Source organism: Microbacterium sp. AISO3, from assembly GCF_002204305.1.
Lineage (GTDB): Bacteria > Actinomycetota > Actinomycetes > Actinomycetales > Microbacteriaceae > Microbacterium > Microbacterium arborescens.
Map to the genome: position 1 here is coordinate 130,420 of NZ_NHRF01000006.1, position 19,867 is coordinate 150,286.

Annotated in this window: 17 protein-coding genes, 1 pseudogene and 1 riboswitch; of the genes and pseudogenes, 10 read left to right on the forward strand and 8 right to left on the reverse strand. The window is 71.2% G+C overall.

Going from position 1 to position 19,867, the window contains the following annotated elements; all coding sequences use genetic code 11:
- Nucleotides 1-67 precede the first annotated feature (67 nt).
- Together CBF90_RS10600 and glyA are read right to left on the reverse strand one after the other, a co-directional pair.
- Nucleotides 68-949 carry a bifunctional methylenetetrahydrofolate dehydrogenase/methenyltetrahydrofolate cyclohydrolase gene (locus tag CBF90_RS10600; RefSeq protein WP_088380619.1) on the reverse strand — a complete coding sequence of 294 codons (882 nt, stop codon included), beginning with the start codon at nt 947-949 and terminating at the stop codon, nt 68-70.
- A 168-nt stretch (nt 950-1,117) separates the two neighbouring features.
- Nucleotides 1,118-2,392: a serine hydroxymethyltransferase gene (gene glyA, locus CBF90_RS10605; RefSeq protein ID WP_088380563.1), complete on the reverse strand. Its 1,275-nt coding sequence runs from the start codon at nt 2,390-2,392 to the stop codon at nt 1,118-1,120.
- Nucleotides 2,393-2,444: 52 nt separating this feature from the next.
- A riboswitch (ZMP/ZTP riboswitch) is annotated at nt 2,445-2,528 on the reverse strand.
- 68 nt (nt 2,529-2,596) lie between these two features.
- Here glyA and CBF90_RS10610 point away from each other — a divergent pair.
- The 5 genes from CBF90_RS10610 (at nt 2,597) to CBF90_RS18795 (ending at nt 7,520) form a co-directional block, all read left to right on the forward strand.
- Entirely contained in the window at nt 2,597-4,138 is a 1,542-nt protein-coding gene (locus CBF90_RS10610; protein ID WP_088380564.1) for a beta-N-acetylhexosaminidase, read from the forward strand.
- Nucleotides 4,126-5,286 carry an N-acetylglucosamine-6-phosphate deacetylase gene (nagA, locus tag CBF90_RS10615; protein ID WP_088380565.1) on the forward strand — a complete coding sequence of 387 codons (1,161 nt, stop codon included), beginning with the start codon at nt 4,126-4,128 and terminating at the stop codon, nt 5,284-5,286. Before CBF90_RS10610 ends, nagA begins: the two co-directional genes overlap by 13 nt.
- A 61-nt stretch (nt 5,287-5,347) precedes the next feature.
- Nucleotides 5,348-5,746, forward strand: a complete 399-nt coding sequence (locus CBF90_RS10620; protein WP_023955620.1) for a YrdB family protein — start codon at nt 5,348-5,350, stop codon at nt 5,744-5,746.
- Nucleotides 5,743-7,110 carry an FAD-binding oxidoreductase gene (locus CBF90_RS10625; protein WP_088380566.1) on the forward strand — a complete coding sequence of 456 codons (1,368 nt, stop codon included), beginning with the start codon at nt 5,743-5,745 and terminating at the stop codon, nt 7,108-7,110. Before CBF90_RS10620 ends, CBF90_RS10625 begins: the two co-directional genes overlap by 4 nt.
- Nucleotides 7,107-7,520, forward strand: a complete 414-nt coding sequence (locus CBF90_RS18795; protein WP_071919190.1) for an NUDIX domain-containing protein — start codon at nt 7,107-7,109, stop codon at nt 7,518-7,520. The genes CBF90_RS10625 and CBF90_RS18795 overlap by 4 nt, the downstream gene beginning before the upstream one ends.
- A gap of 113 nt (nt 7,521-7,633) precedes the next feature.
- Here the strand turns inward: CBF90_RS18795 and CBF90_RS10635 are convergent.
- The 5 genes and pseudogenes from CBF90_RS10635 to CBF90_RS10655 all read right to left on the reverse strand — a co-directional run.
- A pseudogene (locus CBF90_RS10635) lies at nt 7,634-8,392 on the reverse strand (ROK family protein); the annotation flags it as partial.
- Nucleotides 8,389-9,354 (reverse strand): carbohydrate ABC transporter permease, encoded by a 966-nt coding sequence (locus CBF90_RS10640; RefSeq protein WP_088380567.1) that lies wholly within the window; start codon nt 9,352-9,354, stop codon nt 8,389-8,391. The gene CBF90_RS10640 and the pseudogene CBF90_RS10635, both read right to left, overlap by 4 nt.
- Nucleotides 9,351-10,289, reverse strand: a complete 939-nt coding sequence (locus CBF90_RS10645; RefSeq protein WP_023955630.1) for a carbohydrate ABC transporter permease — start codon at nt 10,287-10,289, stop codon at nt 9,351-9,353. Before CBF90_RS10645 ends, CBF90_RS10640 begins: the two co-directional genes overlap by 4 nt.
- A gap of 64 nt (nt 10,290-10,353) precedes the next feature.
- A complete protein-coding gene (locus CBF90_RS10650; RefSeq protein WP_088380568.1) occupies nt 10,354-11,613 on the reverse strand; it encodes an extracellular solute-binding protein in 1,260 nt (419 codons plus the stop codon).
- A 95-nt stretch (nt 11,614-11,708) separates the two neighbouring features.
- Nucleotides 11,709-12,857, reverse strand: coding sequence for an ROK family transcriptional regulator (locus CBF90_RS10655; protein WP_088380569.1), 1,149 nt, complete (start codon nt 12,855-12,857; stop codon nt 11,709-11,711).
- 173 nt (nt 12,858-13,030) lie between these two features.
- Here CBF90_RS10655 and CBF90_RS10660 point away from each other — a divergent pair, with 173 nt between their 5' ends.
- The 3 genes from CBF90_RS10660 to CBF90_RS10670 all read left to right on the forward strand — a co-directional run bounded on the left by CBF90_RS10660 (nt 13,031) and on the right by CBF90_RS10670 (nt 15,551).
- Entirely contained in the window at nt 13,031-13,468 is a 438-nt protein-coding gene (locus tag CBF90_RS10660; protein WP_023955636.1) for a hypothetical protein, read from the forward strand.
- A gap of 122 nt (nt 13,469-13,590) precedes the next feature.
- A complete protein-coding gene (locus CBF90_RS10665) occupies nt 13,591-15,030 on the forward strand; it encodes a L,D-transpeptidase family protein (protein WP_064955730.1) in 1,440 nt (479 codons plus the stop codon).
- A gap of 68 nt (nt 15,031-15,098) precedes the next feature.
- A complete protein-coding gene (locus CBF90_RS10670; RefSeq protein WP_023955643.1) occupies nt 15,099-15,551 on the forward strand; it encodes a GNAT family N-acetyltransferase in 453 nt (150 codons plus the stop codon).
- Nucleotides 15,552-15,626: 75 nt separating this feature from the next.
- Here CBF90_RS10670 and CBF90_RS10675 read toward each other — a convergent pair whose 3' ends face one another.
- Entirely contained in the window at nt 15,627-17,843 is a 2,217-nt protein-coding gene (locus CBF90_RS10675; protein WP_088380570.1) for an NADP-dependent isocitrate dehydrogenase, read from the reverse strand.
- Nucleotides 17,844-17,958: 115 nt separating this feature from the next.
- Here CBF90_RS10675 and CBF90_RS10680 point away from each other — a divergent pair, with 115 nt between their 5' ends.
- Nucleotides 17,959-18,939, forward strand: coding sequence for an acetylxylan esterase (locus CBF90_RS10680; RefSeq protein ID WP_023955646.1), 981 nt, complete (start codon nt 17,959-17,961; stop codon nt 18,937-18,939).
- On the forward strand, nt 18,936-19,853 hold the full coding sequence (locus tag CBF90_RS10685) for an N-acetylglucosamine kinase (protein ID WP_088380571.1): 918 nt from the start codon (nt 18,936-18,938) through the stop codon (nt 19,851-19,853). The genes CBF90_RS10680 and CBF90_RS10685 overlap by 4 nt, the downstream gene beginning before the upstream one ends.
- Nucleotides 19,854-19,867: the final 14 nt, after the last annotated feature.

Here is a 19,867-nt window from a genome sequence, read left to right on the forward strand (position 1 = left end):
CAGAGAACGCGGATCCGGATGCACCGGCATCCGCAGTCCTTGGCGAGTCGACGGCGGAAGAGCAGGCTCAGGCGGTCGCGCGCTCGGCGGCCTCGACGACGTTGGTCATCAGCAGGGCGACGGTCATCGGGCCGACGCCGCCCGGGTTGGGCGAGAGGAAGCCCGCGATCTCGGCGACATCCGGTGCGATGTCTCCGTAGACCTTCGACTTACCGGTCTCGGGGTCGTTCTCGCGGGTGACGCCCACGTCGAGGACGGCGGCGCCCGGCTTGACGTCCGCGGCGGTGACGAGGTGCTTCACACCCGCGGCGCCCACGATCACGTCGGCTTCGCGCAGGTGCGCGCCCAGGTCGGCGGTTCCGGTGTGAGTCAGGGTCACCGTCGCGTTGATCTCGCGGCGGGTCAGCAGCAGGCCGATGGACCGGCCGATCGTCACGCCGCGCCCGACGACGACGACGTTCTTGCCGGCGAGGTCGTAGCCGTTGCGCTGCAGCAGCTCGATGACGGCGCGCGGTGTGCACGGCAGCGGGGTCGTGATCGGGTCGTTGACGTTCAGCACGAGACGGCCGAGGTTGACGGGGTGCAGGCCGTCGGCATCCTTCGCGGGATCGATGCGCTCGAGGATGCGATCGGTGTCGAGGTGCTTCGGCAGCGGCAGCTGCACGATGTAGCCGTGGCACATCGGGTCGGTGTTGAGGCGGTCGATGACCTCTTCGACCTCGGCCTGCGTCGACTCGGCGGGAAGCTCGATCTGGATCGAGTTCATGCCGATCGCCTCGGACTCGCGGTGCTTCATCCCGACGTACAGCTGGGATGCCGGGTCGGCCCCGACCAGCACCGTCGCGATGCCCGGGGTGATCCCACGGGCCTTCAGCGCGGCGACGCGATCGGCCAATTCGGCCTTGATGGCAGCGGCGGTGGCCCGTCCGTCGAGCTTCTGCGCGGTCATGTCGTTCTCCGTTCGAGGGGTCGCGGTCGCCCGGTCCCGGTCGCCGGTCCCGGTCGCCGAGAACATACCGTCCGGGCGAGAACGCACCGTTCGAGGTGCGTTCTCGGGGGGAGGGTGCGTTCTCGGCGACCGACCGACGACCGACCGACCGACGACCGACCGGCCGGGTTACTGCTGCAGCGAGGGGTAGAGGGGGAAGGCGTCGGCGAGGGTCGCGACGCGGGCGCGCAGGGCCTCGAGGTCGGCTCCGGGCTGCAGCGCGAGCGCGATGATGTCGGCGACCTCGGTGAACTCGGCGTCGCCGAAGCCGCGCGTCGCGAGGGCGGGCGTGCCGATGCGCAGGCCCGAGGTCACCATCGGCGGGCGCGGGTCGTTGGGCACCGCGTTGCGGTTCACGGTGATGTGGATCTCGTGCAGCAGGTCTTCGGCCTGCTTGCCGTCGATCGCGGCGTCGCGCAGGTCGACGAGCACGAGGTGCACGTCGGTGCCGCCCGACCGCACGGCGATGCCCGCGTCGGCGACATCCTGCTGCGTCAGGCGCTCGGCGATGATCGCGGCGCCGCGCACGGTGCGCTCCTGGCGCTCCTTGAACTCGGGCGTCGCGGCGAGCTTGAAGGCCGTCGCCTTCGCCGCGATGACGTGCATGAGCGGACCGCCCTGCTGTCCGGGGAAGACGGCGGTGTTGATCTTCTTCGCCAGGTCGGCGTCGTTGGTGAGGATGATGCCCGAGCGCGGGCCGCCGATGGTCTTGTGCACCGTCGACGAGACGACGTGGGCGTGCGGCACCGGCGAGGGGTGCACGCCGGCGGCCACGAGACCGGCGAAGTGCGCCATGTCGACCCAGAGGTACGCGCCGACCTCGTCGGCGATCGCGCGGAACGCGGCGAAGTCGAGCTGACGGGGGTAGGCCGACCAGCCGGCGATGATGACCTTCGGCTTGTGCTCCAGGGCGAGGCGACGGACCTCGTCCATGTCGATCAGCGAGGTCTCGGGGTTCACGCCGTAGGCGACGATGTCGTACAGCCGACCCGAGAAGTTGATCTTCATGCCGTGCGTGAGGTGGCCGCCGTGGTCGAGCGAGAGGCCGAGGAGCGTGTCGCCGGGGCGGGCGATCGCGTGCAGGACGGCGGCGTTCGCCGTCGCGCCCGAGTGCGGCTGGACGTTGGCGAACTCGGCACCGAAGAGCGACTTGGCCCGCTCGATCGCGAGCTCCTCGGCGACGTCGACCTCTTCGCAGCCGCCGTAGTAGCGGCGACCCGGGTAGCCCTCGGCGTACTTGTTGGTGAGCACCGACCCCTGCGACTGCAGCACCGAGACGGGCACGAAGTTCTCGGACGCGATCATCTCGAGGTAGCCGCGCTGGCGGTCGAGCTCACGCTCGAGGACCTGCGCGATCTCGGGGTCGACCTCGGCGAGCGGGGCGTTGAAGTACGAATCGGTCATGACGATCTCCAGACGACGGCTTTCGGGACGGATTTCACGAGCAGAGAAGTTCCGCATCGGCCCAGGCGTGCGGTCGAATGCCGTGTCGGTCGCTCCCCGGTGGTGGCCCACCTCAACGCCAGTCGCGACGCGTCGAGCATAACGGATGCCGCGCTGGTACGCTGGCTCGAAAGTTTGTTAGGCACCCTTACAGATAGGGGCGCGATGACGTCGCTGCCGCTGGTCCCGTTGCCCTCCTCGGTCACGCCCGCGAAGGGGGTGACGTTCGCCCTGACTCATACCGTTTCCGTGACGGGAGACCCGGATGCCGCGCGGGTCCTGCACCGGCTCATCCTGACCCGGACCGGCCTCCACCTCACCGCATCCCCCGGTTCCGCGGAGCCCGGCATCGCAGAGCCCGGCATCGCAGAGCACGGCCGCGCCGTCATCTACGTCACCGTCGACGGCGACGGCCCGCCCGAGTCGTACCGGCTGACCGTCGCGGACAACCGCGTCACCGTCCGCGGTGCCGACGCGGCCGGACTGTTCTACGGCGTGCAGACCCTGAGCCAGCTCATCACCGGCTCGCCCGAGGGTTGGGTGATCCCGGGCGTCGACATCGACGACGCCCCCCGCTTCGCGTACCGCGGCGTCATGCTCGATGTCGCGCGCCACTTCCACGACGTCGCGACCGTCACCGCCTACCTCGAGCGGGCGGCGAGCCTGAAGTTCAACGTCCTGCACCTGCACCTCAGCGATGACCAGGGATGGCGGCTCGCGCTGACCCGCCGGCCGGAGCTCACCGCCCGTGCGGCGGCGAGCGCGGTGGGCGGCGGGGCCGGCGGCTTCTTCACGTCCGACGACTACCGCGCGGTCATCGCTCACGCCGCGGCGAACCACATGACCGTCGTGCCCGAGTTCGACATGCCCGGCCACACCCACGCCGTCGGCCTGGCCTACCCCGAGGTCGCCGCGCCACCGGCGCTGGACGGGTGGGACGCCGCGGGCGGCCCTACTCCCGTCGCCGGCGAGACGTATACGGGAATGGGCGTCGGCTTCTCGTCGCTGCGCATCGGCGCCCCGGAGACCGATGCGTTCGTCGACGACATCCTGACGGAGCTGGCGGAGCTGACCCCCGGCCCCTACCTCCACTTCGGAGGTGACGAGGCGCACGGCACCCCCGCGGCAGACTTCGCGGCCTTCGTCGCCCGCACCTCGCGAGTCATCGCCGACCTCGGCAAGACGCCGATCGCCTGGCACGAGGCCGGCGTCGCCGCGGATCTCGCGCCCGGAACGATCGGCCAGTACTGGGGCCTCGTCTCGCCGACCGACGGCGCGGACGAACGTGCGCGGGCCTTCGTCGCGGGCGGCGGCCGCGTCATCCTCTCCCCCGCCGACGCCGTGTACCTCGACATGAAGCCGGCTGCCGATTCTCCTCTCGGGCTGACCTGGGCGAACGGTCCGACCAGCCTCGAACGCGCCTACTCCTGGGAGCCGTGCGAGATCGTTCCCGGCATCTCGGAGGACGACATCCTCGGCGTCGAGGCGCCGCTGTGGACCGAGACCGTCCGCGACCTCGACGACATCGATGCGCTCGCCTTCCCCCGCATCGCGGCGGCCGCCGAAGCCGCCTGGTCGGTTCCGGCGGGCACCGCGGCCGACCGCACCTGGGAGTCCTTCCGCAAGCGGGTCGGCGGACTCGGACCACTGTGGACGACGCTCGGCATCCGCTTCCCCGCGTCGCCGGAGGTGTCATGGACGCTCTGAACCGCGTCATCCATTCGGTCCGGCTCGTCGACGACGGTCGCGAGATCGCCGATTCCTGGCTCGTCGTGCGGAACGGCCGGGTCGCCACGCGCGGCACCGGGCCAGCGTGGCGGGATGCCGTAGCCGAGGAACCGGTCGACGAGGTTCTCGACGGCGCCGACGTCGCCGGCCCCGGCGCCACGCTCACCCCCGGCTTCATCGACATCCACGGCCACGGTGGCGGGGGCGCGGCGTACGACGACGGCGCCGAGGCGATCCGCGTGGCCCGAGAGCTGCATCGCGCGCACGGCACGACGCGGGCGGTCATCTCGCTCGTCACGGCATCCGTCGACGACCTCGCCCGCCGGGTCGCCGCCGTCGCCGATCTGGCGGAGACGGATGCCGCGGTGCTGGGCTCGCATCTCGAGGGGCCGTTCCTCGATCCCGGGCACCACGGCGCACACGACCCCGAGCTGCTCGTCCGCCCCGCCGCCGACGCCGTGACCCGGCTGCTCGAGGCCGGTCGCGGCACCGTCCGACAGGTCACGCTCGCCCCCGAGCTGCCGGGCGCTCTCACCGCGATCGAGCGCATCGTCGCGGCGGGTGCGGCCGCCGCCGTCGGGCACACCGACGCCGATGCCGAGACCGCGCGGCGGGCCTTCGACGCCGGCGCGACGATCCTCACGCACGCCTTCAACGCCATGCCGGGCCTGCACCACCGCGAGCCCGGTCCGATCGGCGCGGCCACCGCCGACCCTCGGGTGACGCTGGAAGTCATCGCCGACGGCGTGCACCTGGCCCCCGAAGTGGTGCGGATCGCCTTCGCCGCCGCCCCCGGGCGGATCGCGCTCGTGACCGACGCGATGGCGGCCGCCGGATCGGCCGACGGAGACTACGTGCTCGGGGCGCTCGCGGTGCGCGTCGAGCACGCCGTGGCGCGGCTCGCCGACGGCACGATCGCCGGCTCCACCCTGACCCAGGATGCCGCGCTGCGGACGGCCGTCGCCGCGGGCGTGGCGCTCCCGGTGGCCGTGACGGCGCTGACGACCACGCCGGCGCGCGCGATCGGACGCCCCGACCTCGGCACGCTCGAGATCGGCAGCCCAGCCGATGCGGTCCTCCTCGATGCCGACCTGCGCGTCCGTCGCGTCTGGACCGGTCGCGCGTGACCCGTTCGCCCGAGGTCGCTCCCGGGTCGGCGACGTGAGGCCGGCGCCTAGAATCGGAGGCATGTCCGAACTGCCGAACGTCCGTCCCGCCACCCCCGAGGCGCCGCAGCAGGCGGCCGGCACGCGACGCGCTCTCTCGGCGATCGAGCTCCTCGCCTTCGCCTGCCAGCTCTTCGCCTTCGCGACCTTCGCGATCTGGGGCTTCGCGGCATGGGACTTCCCCCTCAACCTGGTCTTCGGCATCGGCGCTCCCGTCGTCGCGATCCTCCTCTGGGCTCTGTTCGTCTCGCCCCGCGCCGTGCTCATGGTGCACCCGTTCGTGCGCGCTCTCGTCGAGCTGTTCGTCTACGCCTCGGCGACCATCGCGTGGTGGAGCATGGACCAGGCCTGGATCGGCCTGGTGTTCGGAGTCATCGCGGTGACCTGCGGCGTGATCGCCGGGCGCCGGCGCCTGTCATGACCGCTCCCGACGTCGTCGCGCGGCTCGTGGCCGAACTCGGCGACCGCGTCGACGTCTCGGATGCCGGTCGGGCCGCCGCTCGGGCGGACAAGTCGGGCCAGGCGGCATCCGGATCGGCCCTCGCCGTCGTCCACGCCCGCACCGCCGAGGACGTCCAGGCGACGATGCGCATCGCCTCCGCCACCGGCACCCCCGTCGTACCGCGTGGCGCCGGCACCGGTCTGGCGGGCGGAGCGAACACGGGCGCCGGTGAGATCGGGCTCTCGCTGCGTTCGATGGACCGCATTCTCGAGGTCCGCCCCGACGACCTCATCGCCGTCGTCGAGCCCGGCATCCTCAACGGGCAGCTGAACGCGGCACTCGCGCAGCACGGGCTCTGGTGGGCACCCGATCCCGCGAGCCGCGACATCTCCACCGTCGGCGGCAACATCGCCACCGGCGCGGGCGGCCTGCTCTGCGCGAAGTACGGAGTGGTGCGAGACGCGGTCCTCGGCCTCGACCTCGTGCTGGCCGACGGCCGCCTCATGAGTCTCGGACACCGCACCGTGAAGGGCGTGACGGGCCTCGACCTGACCTCGCTCGTCATCGGCTCGGAGGGCATTCTGGGCGTCGTCGTCGCCGCGACGCTGAAGCTCCGCCGCCTCGTCCCCGGCGAGGCGCGCACGATCGCCGCGACGTTCACGGACGTCCGCTCCGCCGCGGTCGCGGCATCGGCGGTCACGGCAGCCGGGATCCAGCCGGCGATCATGGAGCTGATGGACGCGACATCCCTCGCCGCCTCGCACCGCCTCCTCGGGCTTTCCGCCCCCACGCCCGGCGCCTCGCAGCTGACGGTTCAGACCGACGGCCCGGGCGCGACGGCCGAGGCGGAGGCTGTCGTCGCGGTGCTCGCCGCGTCCGGCGGCACGGTGCGCCTCGCCGCCGACGACGCCGAGGCTCAGCAGCTGTGGACGGTGCGGCGGTCGATGCATCCCGCGATGGAGACGCTGGGAACCGCGCTCATCGAGGATGTCTCGGTGCCGCGGAGCGCGCTGCCCGCGATGTTCGACGAGATCGCCCGCATCGAGGAGCGCTTCGGTCTGACGATCCCGACCGTCTGCCACGCCGGCGACGGCAACCTGCACCCGAACTTCATCTTCGACGGCGACGAGGTCCCGGAGGTCATCTGGGAGGCGGCGGAGGACCTCTTCCGGTCGGCTCTGCGCCTGGGCGGCACCCTCACCGGCGAGCACGGCGTCGGCGTCCTGAAGCGACGCTGGCTCGCCGACGAGCTCGGCGACGACCAGTGGGAGCTGCAGCGACGCATCGCGCGGGTCTTCGACCCCGCCGGCATCCTGAACCCGGGAAAGGTGTTCGCGTCGTGACCGGGCCCGCCCCCGCCCGCGAGGTCCACGTCAGCGCGGCGGTCGTGACCGACGGCAACGCGCGCACGCTCCTCGTCCGCAAGCGCGGCACCGAGCGGTTCATGGCTCCCGGCGGCAAGCCCGAGCCGGGCGAGTCGGCCGGCTCCGCCCTCGTGCGCGAGCTGCACGAGGAGCTGGGCGTCGTCGTCGCCGAGCACGACCTGACCTATCTCGGGCGGTTCGAGTCGGATGCCGCGAACGAGCCGGGCTTCCGCGTGATCGCCGAGGCGTTCGCGGTCACGCTCGATCCCGCGTCGGTCAGCGCCGCCGCCGAGATCGCCGAGGCGCGCTGGCTCACGGCCTCCGAGGCCGCGGCGCTGCCGCTCGCCCCGCTCAGCACCGAGCATCTGCTTCCGCTCGCCTGGGCCTGAACGGCGGCGCCGAGCGCTCCTACCGGCACATCGCGGGGCACGAGCTCGACCCGCTCGTCCAGACGCAGCGACCGCAGGAACGACGATGCGCCGGCGGATGCGGCGAGCGCGGCCCGCACCGGGACGAGGAGCCGGTCGCCGAGCGCGGACACGCCCCCGCCCAGGACGACCGCGTCGACATCGGTCGTGAGCACCAGCAGCCGGACCGCCGCCTCGACGCCGCGCACCACGTCGGCGCGGATGCCGGCGGCCCGCTCGTCCCCCGCATCCGCGGCGTCGAAGACCGCCAGCACGGGCAGCGGCGCGGAACCGCCCCAGCGCTCGGCGACCGCTCCGCCGCCCGAGAACGCCTCGATGCATCCGCGCTGTCCGCAGCGGCAGCGCGGACCGTTCGGATCGATGGGGATGTGCCCGATCTCACCGGCCGCGCCGCGCCCGCCGCGCCGGGGCCCCGTCTCGTCGACGATGCCCGCGGCGACGCCGGTTCCGAGGTTGAGGTAGGCGAGCGATCCGCCCGCGGGACGAAGCGCCTGCGCCCCGACCGCCGCGTACCGCACGTCGTTGTCGATCGCCGGCCGGACGCCGATCCGCGCCGCCACGGCTCCCGCGAGGTCGTACCGGTCGACCCCGAGGTTCAGGGCATGCTCGACGACACCGCTGCCGGGCCGGATCTGCCCGGGCACGCCCACGCCGACGGCGACCTCCGGCGCCGCCCCCGCGAGGTCGGTGACGACCGCCGCGATACCGTCGGCGACGGCATCCCCGCCCCATCCTGTCGGCCGACGACGGCGGGCGATCTCGCCGCCGTCATCGTCGACGGACACGGCGAGGATCTTCGTGCCGCCCACGTCGACACCGATGCGCAGCGTCATCCCTTCACGGCCCCCGACACGAGCCCGCCCGACATCCGCCCTTGCACGATGAGGAAGAAGATCACGACGGGGATCGAGATGAGAGTGGATGCCGCCATCACCGCGCCCCAGTTCGTCGCGGCCGTCGCCGACTGGAACGACAGCAGCCACGGCGGGAGGGTCAGGTTGTAGCCCTTCATGAGCAGCAGCGCCATCGTGAACTCGTTCCACGACTGGATGAAGGCGAAGATGCCGGTCGCGACGAGTCCGGGCGCGAGCAGGGGGAACGTCACCTTCCAGAACGCCTGGGTGCGAGTGCAGCCGTCGATCATGGCCGCCTCTTCGAGATCGGCCGGAACGCCCGCGACGAATCCGCGCAGCGTCCAGATCGTGAAGGGGATGACGGCGGCGACATAGACGATTCCGAGGCCGATGAGGGTGTTCATCAGACGCCAGTCGTCGATCATGCCGTAGATCGTGAACATCATCGCCTCGCCGGGGATCATCTGCACGATGAGCACCGCGACGATGAACGAGCGCCGCCCGCGGAAGCGGATGCGGGCGACGGCGATCGAGGCGAGGAAGGCCAGCACCAGCGTGACGACGAGCACGCCCACGGTCACGAGGGTCGACGAGAGCAGCCCGTGCACGAAGTCGGTCTGCCCCGGGGCCGCCTCGCGCGTCCACGCCGTGGCGTAGTTGCCGAGCGTGAAGTCGAAGGGGAGGAAGCTCGGTGTGCGGCTGATGATGCTCTCGCCGCGCGTGAACGACATGTTCAGCATCCAGTACACCGGGAACACCGAGCACACGAATACCACGAGTGCGGCGAGGTTGAGCCCTGCTCGCGAGAGGATGCGGCGACGCGGCGGTCGTCGGACGGCGAGCGAACGCGGCCGGGGACGCTTCGCCCGGCCCACCTCGCCGACGACCTCGTCGACCCCGATCGTGCCGAGCTGGGTCGCGGGGGTGACCTGGGTGCTCACAGCTCCTCCTCCTTGAGCGTGGTGCGGATGTATCCCCACGAGAGGGCGAGGAGCAGCACGACCATGAGCACGCCGATCGCGCTCGTGACGCCGAACTCCCCCGGTCCCTGCCGGAAGATGTAGGTGCCGAGCACGTTGGTCTCGGAGATGAGGCCGCCGCGCTGCTGCAGCGCGTAGACCTGCGTGAAGATGCGGAGGTTCCAGATGACTTGCAGCACGACGACGACGGTGACGACGTTGCGCAGGTACGGGAACACGACGAGGCGGAACCGCTGCCACCCGACCGCGCCGTCGAGGGATGCCGCCTCGAGCACCTCGGCGGGCACCTGGCCGAGCGCGGCGTACAGGGTGAAAGCGGCGAAGGGCACCCCCTGCCACACGACGATGACGGTCAGGACGAAGAAGAACGACCACGGGTTCGCCAGCCACGAGTGGTTGGTCCAGTCGGTGGATCCCGTCATGGTGTTGAGGGCCCAGTTGACGATGCCGTACTGCGAGTCGAAGATCCACCCCCAGACGGTGGTCGCCGCGAGCGGCGGCATCGCCCAGGCGAGCAGGAGACCGAGCGAGACGAGGATGCGCCAGCCGCGCCGCAGGCGCGTCATGAGCACTGCGACCAGGGCGCCGAGCCCGACGATCAGCACGGTCATCGCGACCATCAGCCCGAGGCTGCGGACGAGGACGGCCGGGAAGTCGGACTGCGTGAAGACCTCGAGGTAGTTCTCGAACCCGATGAAGTCGGGAAGCGTGCCCTGCACCTTGTTGCGGATGGCGTAGTCCGTGAACGACTGCACGAGCATCAGCACGGCGGGATACCCGACCATCACTCCGAGAATGATGAGCGAGGGGCCGAGGAGCGTCAGCGCGCCGACGTTGTCGCGACGGCGGCGAGCCCGCTCTCGCGGGGTCGGCGTGCGCGTGAGGACGTTAGTCATCGTCCTGCCCTCTCTGCGATCGTCGTGGGACGCGGAGCCCGGCCCCGCGCCCCACGACGCTCGACTACTTGTTGAGGATCGCTTCGATCTGGCCGTCGAGCTCGGTCGCGATCGCCGTGACGTCGCCGCCCTGCGCGATCTTCACGAGGGCGTCCTTGATGACACCCGACGACTCGACCTCGGACCAGTTCGGGCTCGCCGGCACGGCCTTCGATGATGCGACGGCCTTCGCGGCCTCGGCCGTGATCTCGTCGTCGGGCAGGAACTCTGCGAACGAGGTCAGGGCGGGGATGAGCCCGTTCTCGGCGAGGATCTTCTGGTAGCCCTCCGAGAGGATGATCTTCAGCGCGGCCTCGGCCTTGTCGGGCGCGTCCGACTTCGCCGCGATCGCGATGTTCGAGCCGCCCGCGAAGACGGGAGCGACCTCGCCGGCGGTCATGCCCGGGAGGGCGAACGCCTTCAGGTCGGCGCCGGCGGTCTCGGGGCAGCCCGGGGCCTTCGCGTCGTCGGCGGACGCGAGGATCGACCACTTCACCCACGCCGGAGCCGAGAGGAAGCCGATCTCACCGGCGCAGAACGGAACCTGCGGGTCGGTCTCGTCGGCGTCGGCCGGCGCGATCGTCGCGTTCTGGTAGACGTCCTGGAGCATCGTCAGACCGGCGATGCCGCCCGAGCTGGAGAATCCGCCCTTCCAGGTGTCGCCGTCCTGCGTCGCGATCTCGCCGCCGTTCGCCCAGACGTACGGCAACGCGTTGTACCAGTCCTTGCCGGGGGCGTAGATGCCCGACTTCGTGGCGGTCGTCGCGGCGATGCCGTCGGCGACGTACTCCTCGAGCGTCGTGGGCACCTCGCCGCTGTAGGACGAGGGCGAGTAGAAGACGATGCGCGACCCCGCGTAATAGGGAGCGGCGTACAGGCTGCCGTCTGCCGACCCGAGCTCGACGAAGCTCTGCAGCAGCTCGTCGCCGCCCAGGTCCGCCTCGAGATCGGAGATGTCGAGGAACAGCCCCTGGTCGATGAAGCCGGGCGACTGCGTGTTACCGACCTCGACGAGGTCGGGCGCGTCGTTCGACGACAGCGCGGCCACATAGTTGTCCGCGGTGTCTGCCCAGGTCTTCTCCTCGATCGTGAGCGTCCAGCCCTCGTTCTCGGCTTCGAAGGTCTTCTTGAGGTAGTCGCGCGCATCCTGCGGCGTGTCGGTGCCGACCAGCCACACGGTCAGGTCTCCGGTCTCGGCGCTCTGTCCCGCGTCGCCGCTCGCGCAACCGGCGAGCAGCAGGGCGGAGACACCGAGGAGCGACAGTGCTCCGAGGCTCTTCTTCATGGTGATTCCTTCTTCTCTGGTGTCGACGAGTCGGATGGGCTCGTCCGGGTGTGGAGCGGGTGGTGCAGGTGGGGCTATGGAGCTGTGGAGCGAGGTCAGGAGACGCCGAGGCGCCCTGACAGGACCATGACGGCAGCACCGCGCAGGACGATGTCCTGTCCCTGCTCCGTCATCCGCACCTGCAGCTCGTCGTGGAACGTGGCGAGCGTGCGGGTGCGCACCGTCTCGGCCGCGGCGCTCGCGAGCGCCCCGTCGAGAAGTTCCGCGGGGCCGGAGAGCACGACCTCCGACAGGTCGAGAGCGCCGACGATCGGCGCGAGGGCGATTCCCAGGCGCTCACCGGCGTCGCGCAGGAGTCCTTCGCGGTCGTCCGCGTCGCCGGCATCGATGCGGGCGGAGAGCGAGGGAACCGAGATCCAGGCCTCGAGGCATCCCACTTTGCCGCAGACGCAGTCGGGGCCGCCGTCGGTGCCCACCGTGACGTGTCCGATCTCACCGGCCGCCGAGCGCGCGCCGCGCAGCGGGTCGCCACCCGTGAGCAGGCCCGCACCGACACCGCGGCCGACCTTCACGAGGATGATGTCGTCGCCGGCACCGCCGAACGTGTGCTCCGCCAGCACCGCGGCGTTGGCGTCGTTCGCGACCAGTACCGGCACGCCGACCGCCTCGCTCAGGATGCCGGTGAGGTCGACCTCCTCCCAGCCGAGGCCCGGCGCCGCCAGCACGACCCCCGCGGCGTCGACGACACCCGGGGTGCCGACGCCGACGCCGAGCACGGGAGCGTGCGCGTCGCGCACCAGCGTGCGCGCCAGTTCCACGACCGCCGGCAGGATCGCGGCGCGGTCGCGGGGCACGACGACCTCGTGACGGGCCACGATCTCGCCGTCGAGGGTCATCACGGCCCCCGCGAAGCGGTCGTTGCCCGAGAGATCGAGGCCGACGATGCGGTGCCCGTCGCGGGCGAGATCGACGAGGATGGCGGGCTTGCCCGGGCCCGCGGCCTCGCGCGTGCCCTGCTCGGCGACGAAGCCGTCGCCGATGAGCTCTGCGACGAGGTCCGAGATCGTGACGCGGGTCAAGCCGGTCTCACGCGCGAGGTCGGCGCGGCTCATCGCTCCCCCGTGGAAGAGCCGCTCGAGCACGAGTGCGCGATTGTGCGCCCGAGCGTGCTCGGGCAGGATCTTCGCGCCCGGGCGCCGAGTGCGCGTCGTGCGCCGCGGGGCCTCGGTCTCGGTGTTCGTCATGTTTGTTAGTAGACCTTACGAATGGGTCGCGCACAACCCGCGGGCCGGGGTTTGCTAGTGATGTTTACAAACCTGTTACATCCGCGCTCCGCATCCCCGGCCGATGTCAAGGGGAACGTTCGAGCGCTGCTCCTCCGTAGGGTGGAGGAATCGCCGCCCCGAGGAGAACCCCCATGAACCGTCGCCTGCCCGCCCTCGCCGTCACCGCTCTCGCACTCGTCGCCCTGACCGGCTGCACCGGAGGAAACGACTCTGCAGCCGGCGGCGCGAGCCCCGCCAGCACCCAGTCGGTCGAGGAGGCGTGCACGCAGGTCAACGACGTCATGACCGAGGCGACGCAGGGCATCCAGGAGATCGACCCCTCCGACCCCGCCGCCGCGGCCGGCGCACTGCGGACGATCTCGGACGGCATGGGCGACGCGGCCGCCGAGGTGACGAACGCGGAGGTGTCCGGCATCCTGCCCGATCTGCAGGCCGCGTTCTCTTCGGCCGCCGACTCGATGGAAGCCGTCGCCGCTGGCGACACCGATCGGGCGACCGAGCTCACCACGGCGCTGAGCGACGTGCAGGGCAGCATCGACACGTACACCGACCTCTGCGGCACCAACTGACGTCGGGCGCGATCGGGGTCGCGCCGCTGCATAACGCTCTGGTTTCACTCAGGCCGCTCTCGGACCGGTGTCGCGTACCATGAGTTCCGAGTGCGCGTTAACGCGCAGACGGGGGTACAGCGGTGACGGATGTCGCGTCGAAGCACGATCATGAGAGCACGGCCGAGTCGGACGTGCTCTCGAGCGATCCCGGACAGCGCGTCGAGTGGGCACCGGTCGAGCCGGCGCGCAAGAAGCGGCGCCTCGGCCTGTGGATCGGCGTCCCCGTCGGCGTGGTCGCCCTCGGTGCCGCTGCTGCGTCATTCTTCCTGATCGCCCCCGGTACGACCATCTCGGGGGTCCCGGTCGGATTCATGACGCCCGGCGCCGCGGCATCCGCCGTGCAGGACCGTCTCGACCAGACCACCGTCACCCTCGGAGACGGCGGCGCGAGCATCTCGGGCGCCGACCTCGGAGCGCAGGTCGACGGCACCGCCCTCGCGACTTCGGCCTTCGACGCCCGGCCCGCCTGGAACATCACGCAGTGGTTCGGCGACCCCATCGACGCACCGATCACGCTCGACGAGGCGGCTGCCACCGACGCTCTGCGCAGCGCCGCAGGCGACCTGTACGTCGAGCCCACGCCGGCCTCCCTCTCGTTCGACGGCACGTCGTATGTCGTCAGTCCCGACGTCCCCGGCGCGGGAGTCGATCCCGAGGCGGCCCGCGCGGGCCTGCAGAGCGCCTTCGACTCCGGCACGACCGAGGCCGTCATCGACCCCGAGCTGACCCCCGTGTCCGCACTGACGACCACCGCCGCTGCCGAGGAGGCCGCCGCTTCGCTCAACGGAATGCTCGACGGCGTCGGCTTCTACGTCGGCGACGAGCGCACGGTGCCCGTCGACCGCGCGACGGCCGCGAGCTGGCTCACGATCGGTACGAAGGACGACGGCTCGTTCGAGATCACGGCGGACGCCGCCGCGATCCAGCCCGTCGTCGACACGCTTCCGGGGCTCGTCGATCGCGCGCCGGTGAACGGCGTGGTGTTCGCCAATGCCGCCGGTGAGATCATCGACGACTCCGACGCCGGTCTCGACGGCCGCACGCTGACCTCGACCGACGGCATCGCCGCGGGGTTCGCCGAGCAGCTCGCGACGGGCGATGCCGCCTATCGGTTGCCGGTCGAGGTCGTTCCCGTCACCACCGAGACGATCACCCGCCTGCTCGAGGTCGACCTGAGCGAACAGCGCCTGTACCTCAAGGAGAACGGCGTCGTCGTCGATTCGTGGCTCGTCTCCACCGGCCGCCCCGGCGCCGACACGCAGACCGGCTATTACACGATCGGGTGGAAGACCCCGCGCCAGGACATGCGCGGCACCGCGGCCGACTCGGGCGTCAGCTACGTGCAGCCCGACGTGAAGTGGGCGATGTACTTCAACGGCGACCAGGCGTTCCACGGCGTCTACTGGCACAGCAACTGGGGCAATCGCATGAGCGCCGGCTGCGTCGGCATGCCCGACTCGCGCGCGGCCCAGATCTACGAGTGGGCCGTCGCCGGGACCGACGTCTACGTCCACGCCTGATCGGCGCGTCCCGTCTCATCGTCCGATCGACCGATGCGCGGCGGATCGATCACCGTTAGCCTGTGACCATGGCTGACCTCCGAGTGGAAGAACTGTCGGCGTCGACGATCGTCGCGGTGAACAACCTGTCGCTGAAGCCCGGGCAGGAGCGCTTCGTCGTGCCCGAGAGCTACGCCATCGCCGCGACCGTGGTCGACCCGGCGACGTCCTGGCAGCGCGTCATCCTCGACGGCGACGAGGTCGTCGGCTTCGTCAGCGCCGGCTTCGACCCCGACGCGCCGCACGAGCACTTCCGCTCCGTGCTGTGGCGGATCAACGTCGACGCCGACGACCAGGGCCGCGGTGTCGGACGCTTCGCCGTCGAGCAACTGGTCGATGAGGCGCGCATGCGCGGATTCGACTGCCTCAACGTGATCTACGAGGCGGGCGAGGGTGGCCCCGAGGCGTTCTTCACGCGCGTCGGCTTCACACCTGTCGACGAGACCGAGTACGGCGAGGTCGTCGCCGAGATCCGCTTCTGACGGACTCCCCCACGCACGACGAGGAACGCCCCGGACGCCGAAGCGACCGGGGCGTTCCGCCGTATCGAGAAGAGCTCAGAGCCCGTCGATGATGCGGTTGAGCGTCGCCGAGGGGCGCATGACGGCGGCGACCAGCTCGGCGTCGGGACGGTAGTAGCCACCGATCTCGGCCGGCGAACCCTGCACCGCGATCAGCTCTTCCACGATCGTGGACTCGTTCGCGGCGAGGGCCTCGGCGACCGGAGCGAAGGCCGCGGCGAGCTCGCCGTCGACCGTCTGAGCCGCCAGCTCCTGGGCCCAGTACAGCGCGAGGTAGAAGTGGCTGCCGCGGTTGTCGATCGTGCCCAGCGCGCGGCCCGGCGACTTGTCCTGCTCGAGGAACGTTCCGGTCGCGGCATCCAGGGTGTCGGCGAGCACCTTCGCGTGAGCGTTCCCGGTGTACTCGGCGAGGTGCTCGAACGAGGCGGCGAGGGCGAAGAACTCGCCCAGCGAGTCCCACCGGAGGTAGTTCTCGGCGACGAGCTGCTGCACGTGCTTCGGAGCCGAACCGCCCGCGCCGGTCTCGAACAGACCACCACCGGCCAGCAGCGGGACGATCGAGAGCATCTTGGCGCTCGTGCCCACCTCGAGGATCGGGAAGAGGTCGGTCAGGTAATCGCGCAGCACGTTGCCGGTGACCGAGATGGTGTCCTCGCCACGACGGATGCGCTCGAGCGAGTAGCGCGTCGCGTCGGCGGGAGCCAGAATCTCGATCGTGAGGCCGTCGGTGTCGTGGTCGGCGAGGTAGGTCTTCACCTTCGCGATGAGGTTCGCGTCGTGCGCCCGGTTCTCGTCGAGCCAGAACACGGCGGGCACACCCGTCGCACGCGCGCGGGTGACGGCGAGCTTCACCCAGTCGCGCACCGCGACGTCCTTCGTCTGCGTCGCACGCCAGATGTCGCCGGCCTGGACCTCGTGCGACAGCAGGACACCGCCCGACGAGTCGACGACCTCGACGGTTCCCGCGGCGGGGATCTCGAAGGTCTTGTCGTGCGAGCCGTACTCCTCGGCGGCCTGAGCCATCAGACCGACGTTGGGCACCGAGCCGATGGTGGCGGGGTCGAGGGGGCCGTGCTCGATGACGTCCTCGATCGTCGCCTGGTAGACGCCGGCGTAGGAGGAGTCGGGGATGACGGCGATCGTGTCGTCCTCGCCGCCGTCGGCGCCCCACAGCTTGCCGCCGTTGCGGATGAGGGCGGGCATCGAGGCGTCGACGATCACGTCGGAGGGCACGTGCAGGTTCGTGATGCCCTTGTCGGAGTTGACGTAAGACAGGCGCGGGCCGGAGGCGATGGCCGCTTCGAAGGCCGCGCGGATCTCGTCGCCGTTCGCGAGCTGCGAGAGCCCCGCGAGGATGGCGCCGAGACCGTCGTTGGGGGTGAGGCCGGCGGCGGCCAGGTCGTCGCCGTAGCGCGCGAAGACGTCGGCGAAGAAGGCGCGCACGACGTGGCCGAAGATGATCGGGTCGCTGACCTTCATCATCGTCGCCTTCAGGTGCACCGAGTACAGCACGTCGTCCGACGCGGCCTGCGCGACGGTGTCGGCGAGGAATGCGTCGAGGGCCGCGGCCGAGAGGAACGTCGCGTCGACGACCTCGCCCGGCAGGACCTTCAGGCCCGACTTCAGCTCGGTGACGGTGCCGTCCTGAGCCGTGAAGCGGATGGCGAGGACGTCGTCGCCCTCGATGACCGTCGAGGTCTCGTTCGACTTGAAGTCGTCGTGACCCAGCGTCGCGACGCGGGTCTTCGCCCCCTCGGCGAACGGCTTGTTGCGGTGCGGGTGCTTGCGCGCGTAGTTCTTCACCGACAGGGGCGCACGGCGGTCGCTGTTGCCCTCGCGCAGCACGGGGTTCACGGCGGAGCCCTTGATGCGGTCGTAGCGCGCGCGGACGTCCTTCTCGTCGACGTTCTGCGGCTCGTCCGGGTAGTTCGGGATGTCGTACCCCGCGGCCTGCAGCTCGGCGATGGCCGCCTTCAGCTGCGGGATCGAGGCCGAGATGTTCGGCAGCTTGATGATGTTGGCCTCGGGCAGCGTCGCCAGGCCGCCGAGCTCGGCCAGGGCGTCGCCGACCTGCTGCTCGGGGGTGAGGTTCTGCGGGAAGGCGGCGAGGATGCGGCCCGCCAGCGAGATGTCGCGGGTTTCGATGGCCACGCCGGCCGCGCCGGCGAAGGCCTCGACGATGGGCAGGAAGGAGGCGGTGGCCAGTGCCGGCGCCTCGTCGGTGTACGTGTAGATGATGGTCGAGTCGGGCACGTGTCGTCTCTCCAAAAAGCGCGTCGAGGGTCGATCCTCAGCGTATCGCACGGGCGTGGTTCTCTCGATGTCGAGATATCTCTCACGCCTGCGGGCTTCGCGCTAGGGTGAGCGCGTGCCGCGCTTCGATCTCTCGCTCGCCGAACTTCAGGACTACCGCCCGGAGGTGAGCGAGCCCAGCGATTTCGACGATTTCTGGTCCGCCACGATCGCGGGCTCGCGTGAGGCCGGCGGCGAGGTGACCGTGTCTGCGGCATCCGAGCTGTACGCGACGGTCGACGTGCACGACGTGACCTTCCCGGGGTACGGCGGCGACCCCGTGAAGGCGTGGCTGATCCTCCCCGCGCATCGCGAGGGGCCGCTGCCGGCGGTCGTGGAGTTCGTCGGCTACGGCGGCGGACGCGGTCTGCCGACCGAGCGACTCGCCTGGGCCACCGCGGGGTACGCCTCGTTCGTCATGGACACCCGCGGACAGGGCAGCGTGTGGGGCAGCGGCGGCGAGACCCCCGACCCCCACGGCTCAGGCCCGGCCGTGCCCGGCTTCATGACGCGCGGCATCGAGTCGCCCGAGACCTATTACTACCGGCGGGTGTTCACCGACGCGGTGCGCGCGGTCGACGCCGTGCGATCGCTGCCGGAGGTCGACGCCTCCCGGGTCGCCGTCACCGGCGGCAGCCAGGGCGGCGGCATCGCGATCGCCGCGGCCGGCCTGAGCGAGGGTCTCGTCGCGGCGATGCCCGACGTCCCCTTCCTCTGCCACTTCGAGCGCGCCATCGGCTTCACCGGCAGCGACCCCTACCAGGAGGTCGTGCGCTGGCTCGCCGTGCACCGCGGCGCCGAGGCGCGGGCCTTCGAGACACTGTCGTACTTCGACGGCGTGAACTTCGCTCGCCGCGCCGACGCGCCGACCCTGTTCTCGGTCGGACTGCTCGATCCCGTGTGCCCGCCCTCGACGGTCTACGCCGCGTTCAACGCCTACCGCGGCGCGCACAAGGAGATGTCGGTCTTCCCCTTCAACGAGCACGAGGGCGGCCAGGGATACCAGTGGGAGGCGCAAGCCGCCTTCCTGCGTCGTGTGCTCGGCGGCAGCGCATGAGCACACGGCGAGTGCTCGCGATCGACGCAGGACAGAGCGGCATCAAGGTGCGCGCGGCTGCGGCATCCGGCGGCGACCTGCTCTTTCCCGGCATCCGGACCGGCGAGCCGCTCCTCCCCCAGCTCGCATCCGTCGTGGCCGAGACGATCGCACACACGGGCGCGCCGGCAGACGTGGTGGTCGCGGGCATCTCGGGGCTGACCGACGCGAATGCCGACGCCGACGCGATGCTCGCTCTCACGGCGGCCCACGGCGTGCGCCGCGTCGTCCTCGCCCACGACTCGACGACGTCGTTCCTCGGCGCGCTCGGCGACCGGCGTGGGGCTGTCGTCGCGGCCGGCACCGGGGTCGTCACCCTCGCCGTCGGCGCGGAGACCACCGCTCGCGTCGACGGGTGGGGCTGGATCATGGGCGACGCCGGCAGCGGATACTGGATCGGCCGTGAGGCCCTGGATGCCGTGATGCGCGCCTATGACGGCCGGGGGCCGACGACCGAGCTGACGGCGGCGGTCTCGGACCGCTGGCCGGACCTGTCGCAGGCCTACATGAGTCTGCAGGCCGACCCCGACCGGGTCCGCATCGTCGCGAGCTTCGCGGCCGTCGTCGCGCGTGCCGCGGTCGCCGGCGACGCCGTCGCGCAGGACATCTCGGTGCGCGCCGCGCACGAGCTCGCGCAGAGTGTGCGCGCGGCGATCGCCCAGGTCCGCACCGACGAGGAGACCTTCCCGGTGTGCGCGATCGGCGGTGTCTTCGGCTCGGCACCGCTGCTCGAGGCATTCACCGCCGACCTGCACACGGGCGACGCGTCGGTGCGCCTGGTGGCGCCCGTCGGCGTCGGCATCGACGGGGTCGTGGCCCTCGCCGACCTCGACGCCGCGCATCCCCTCGCCGCGGTCACCCACCGCGCCGGCTGAGCCGCCGCGACCGA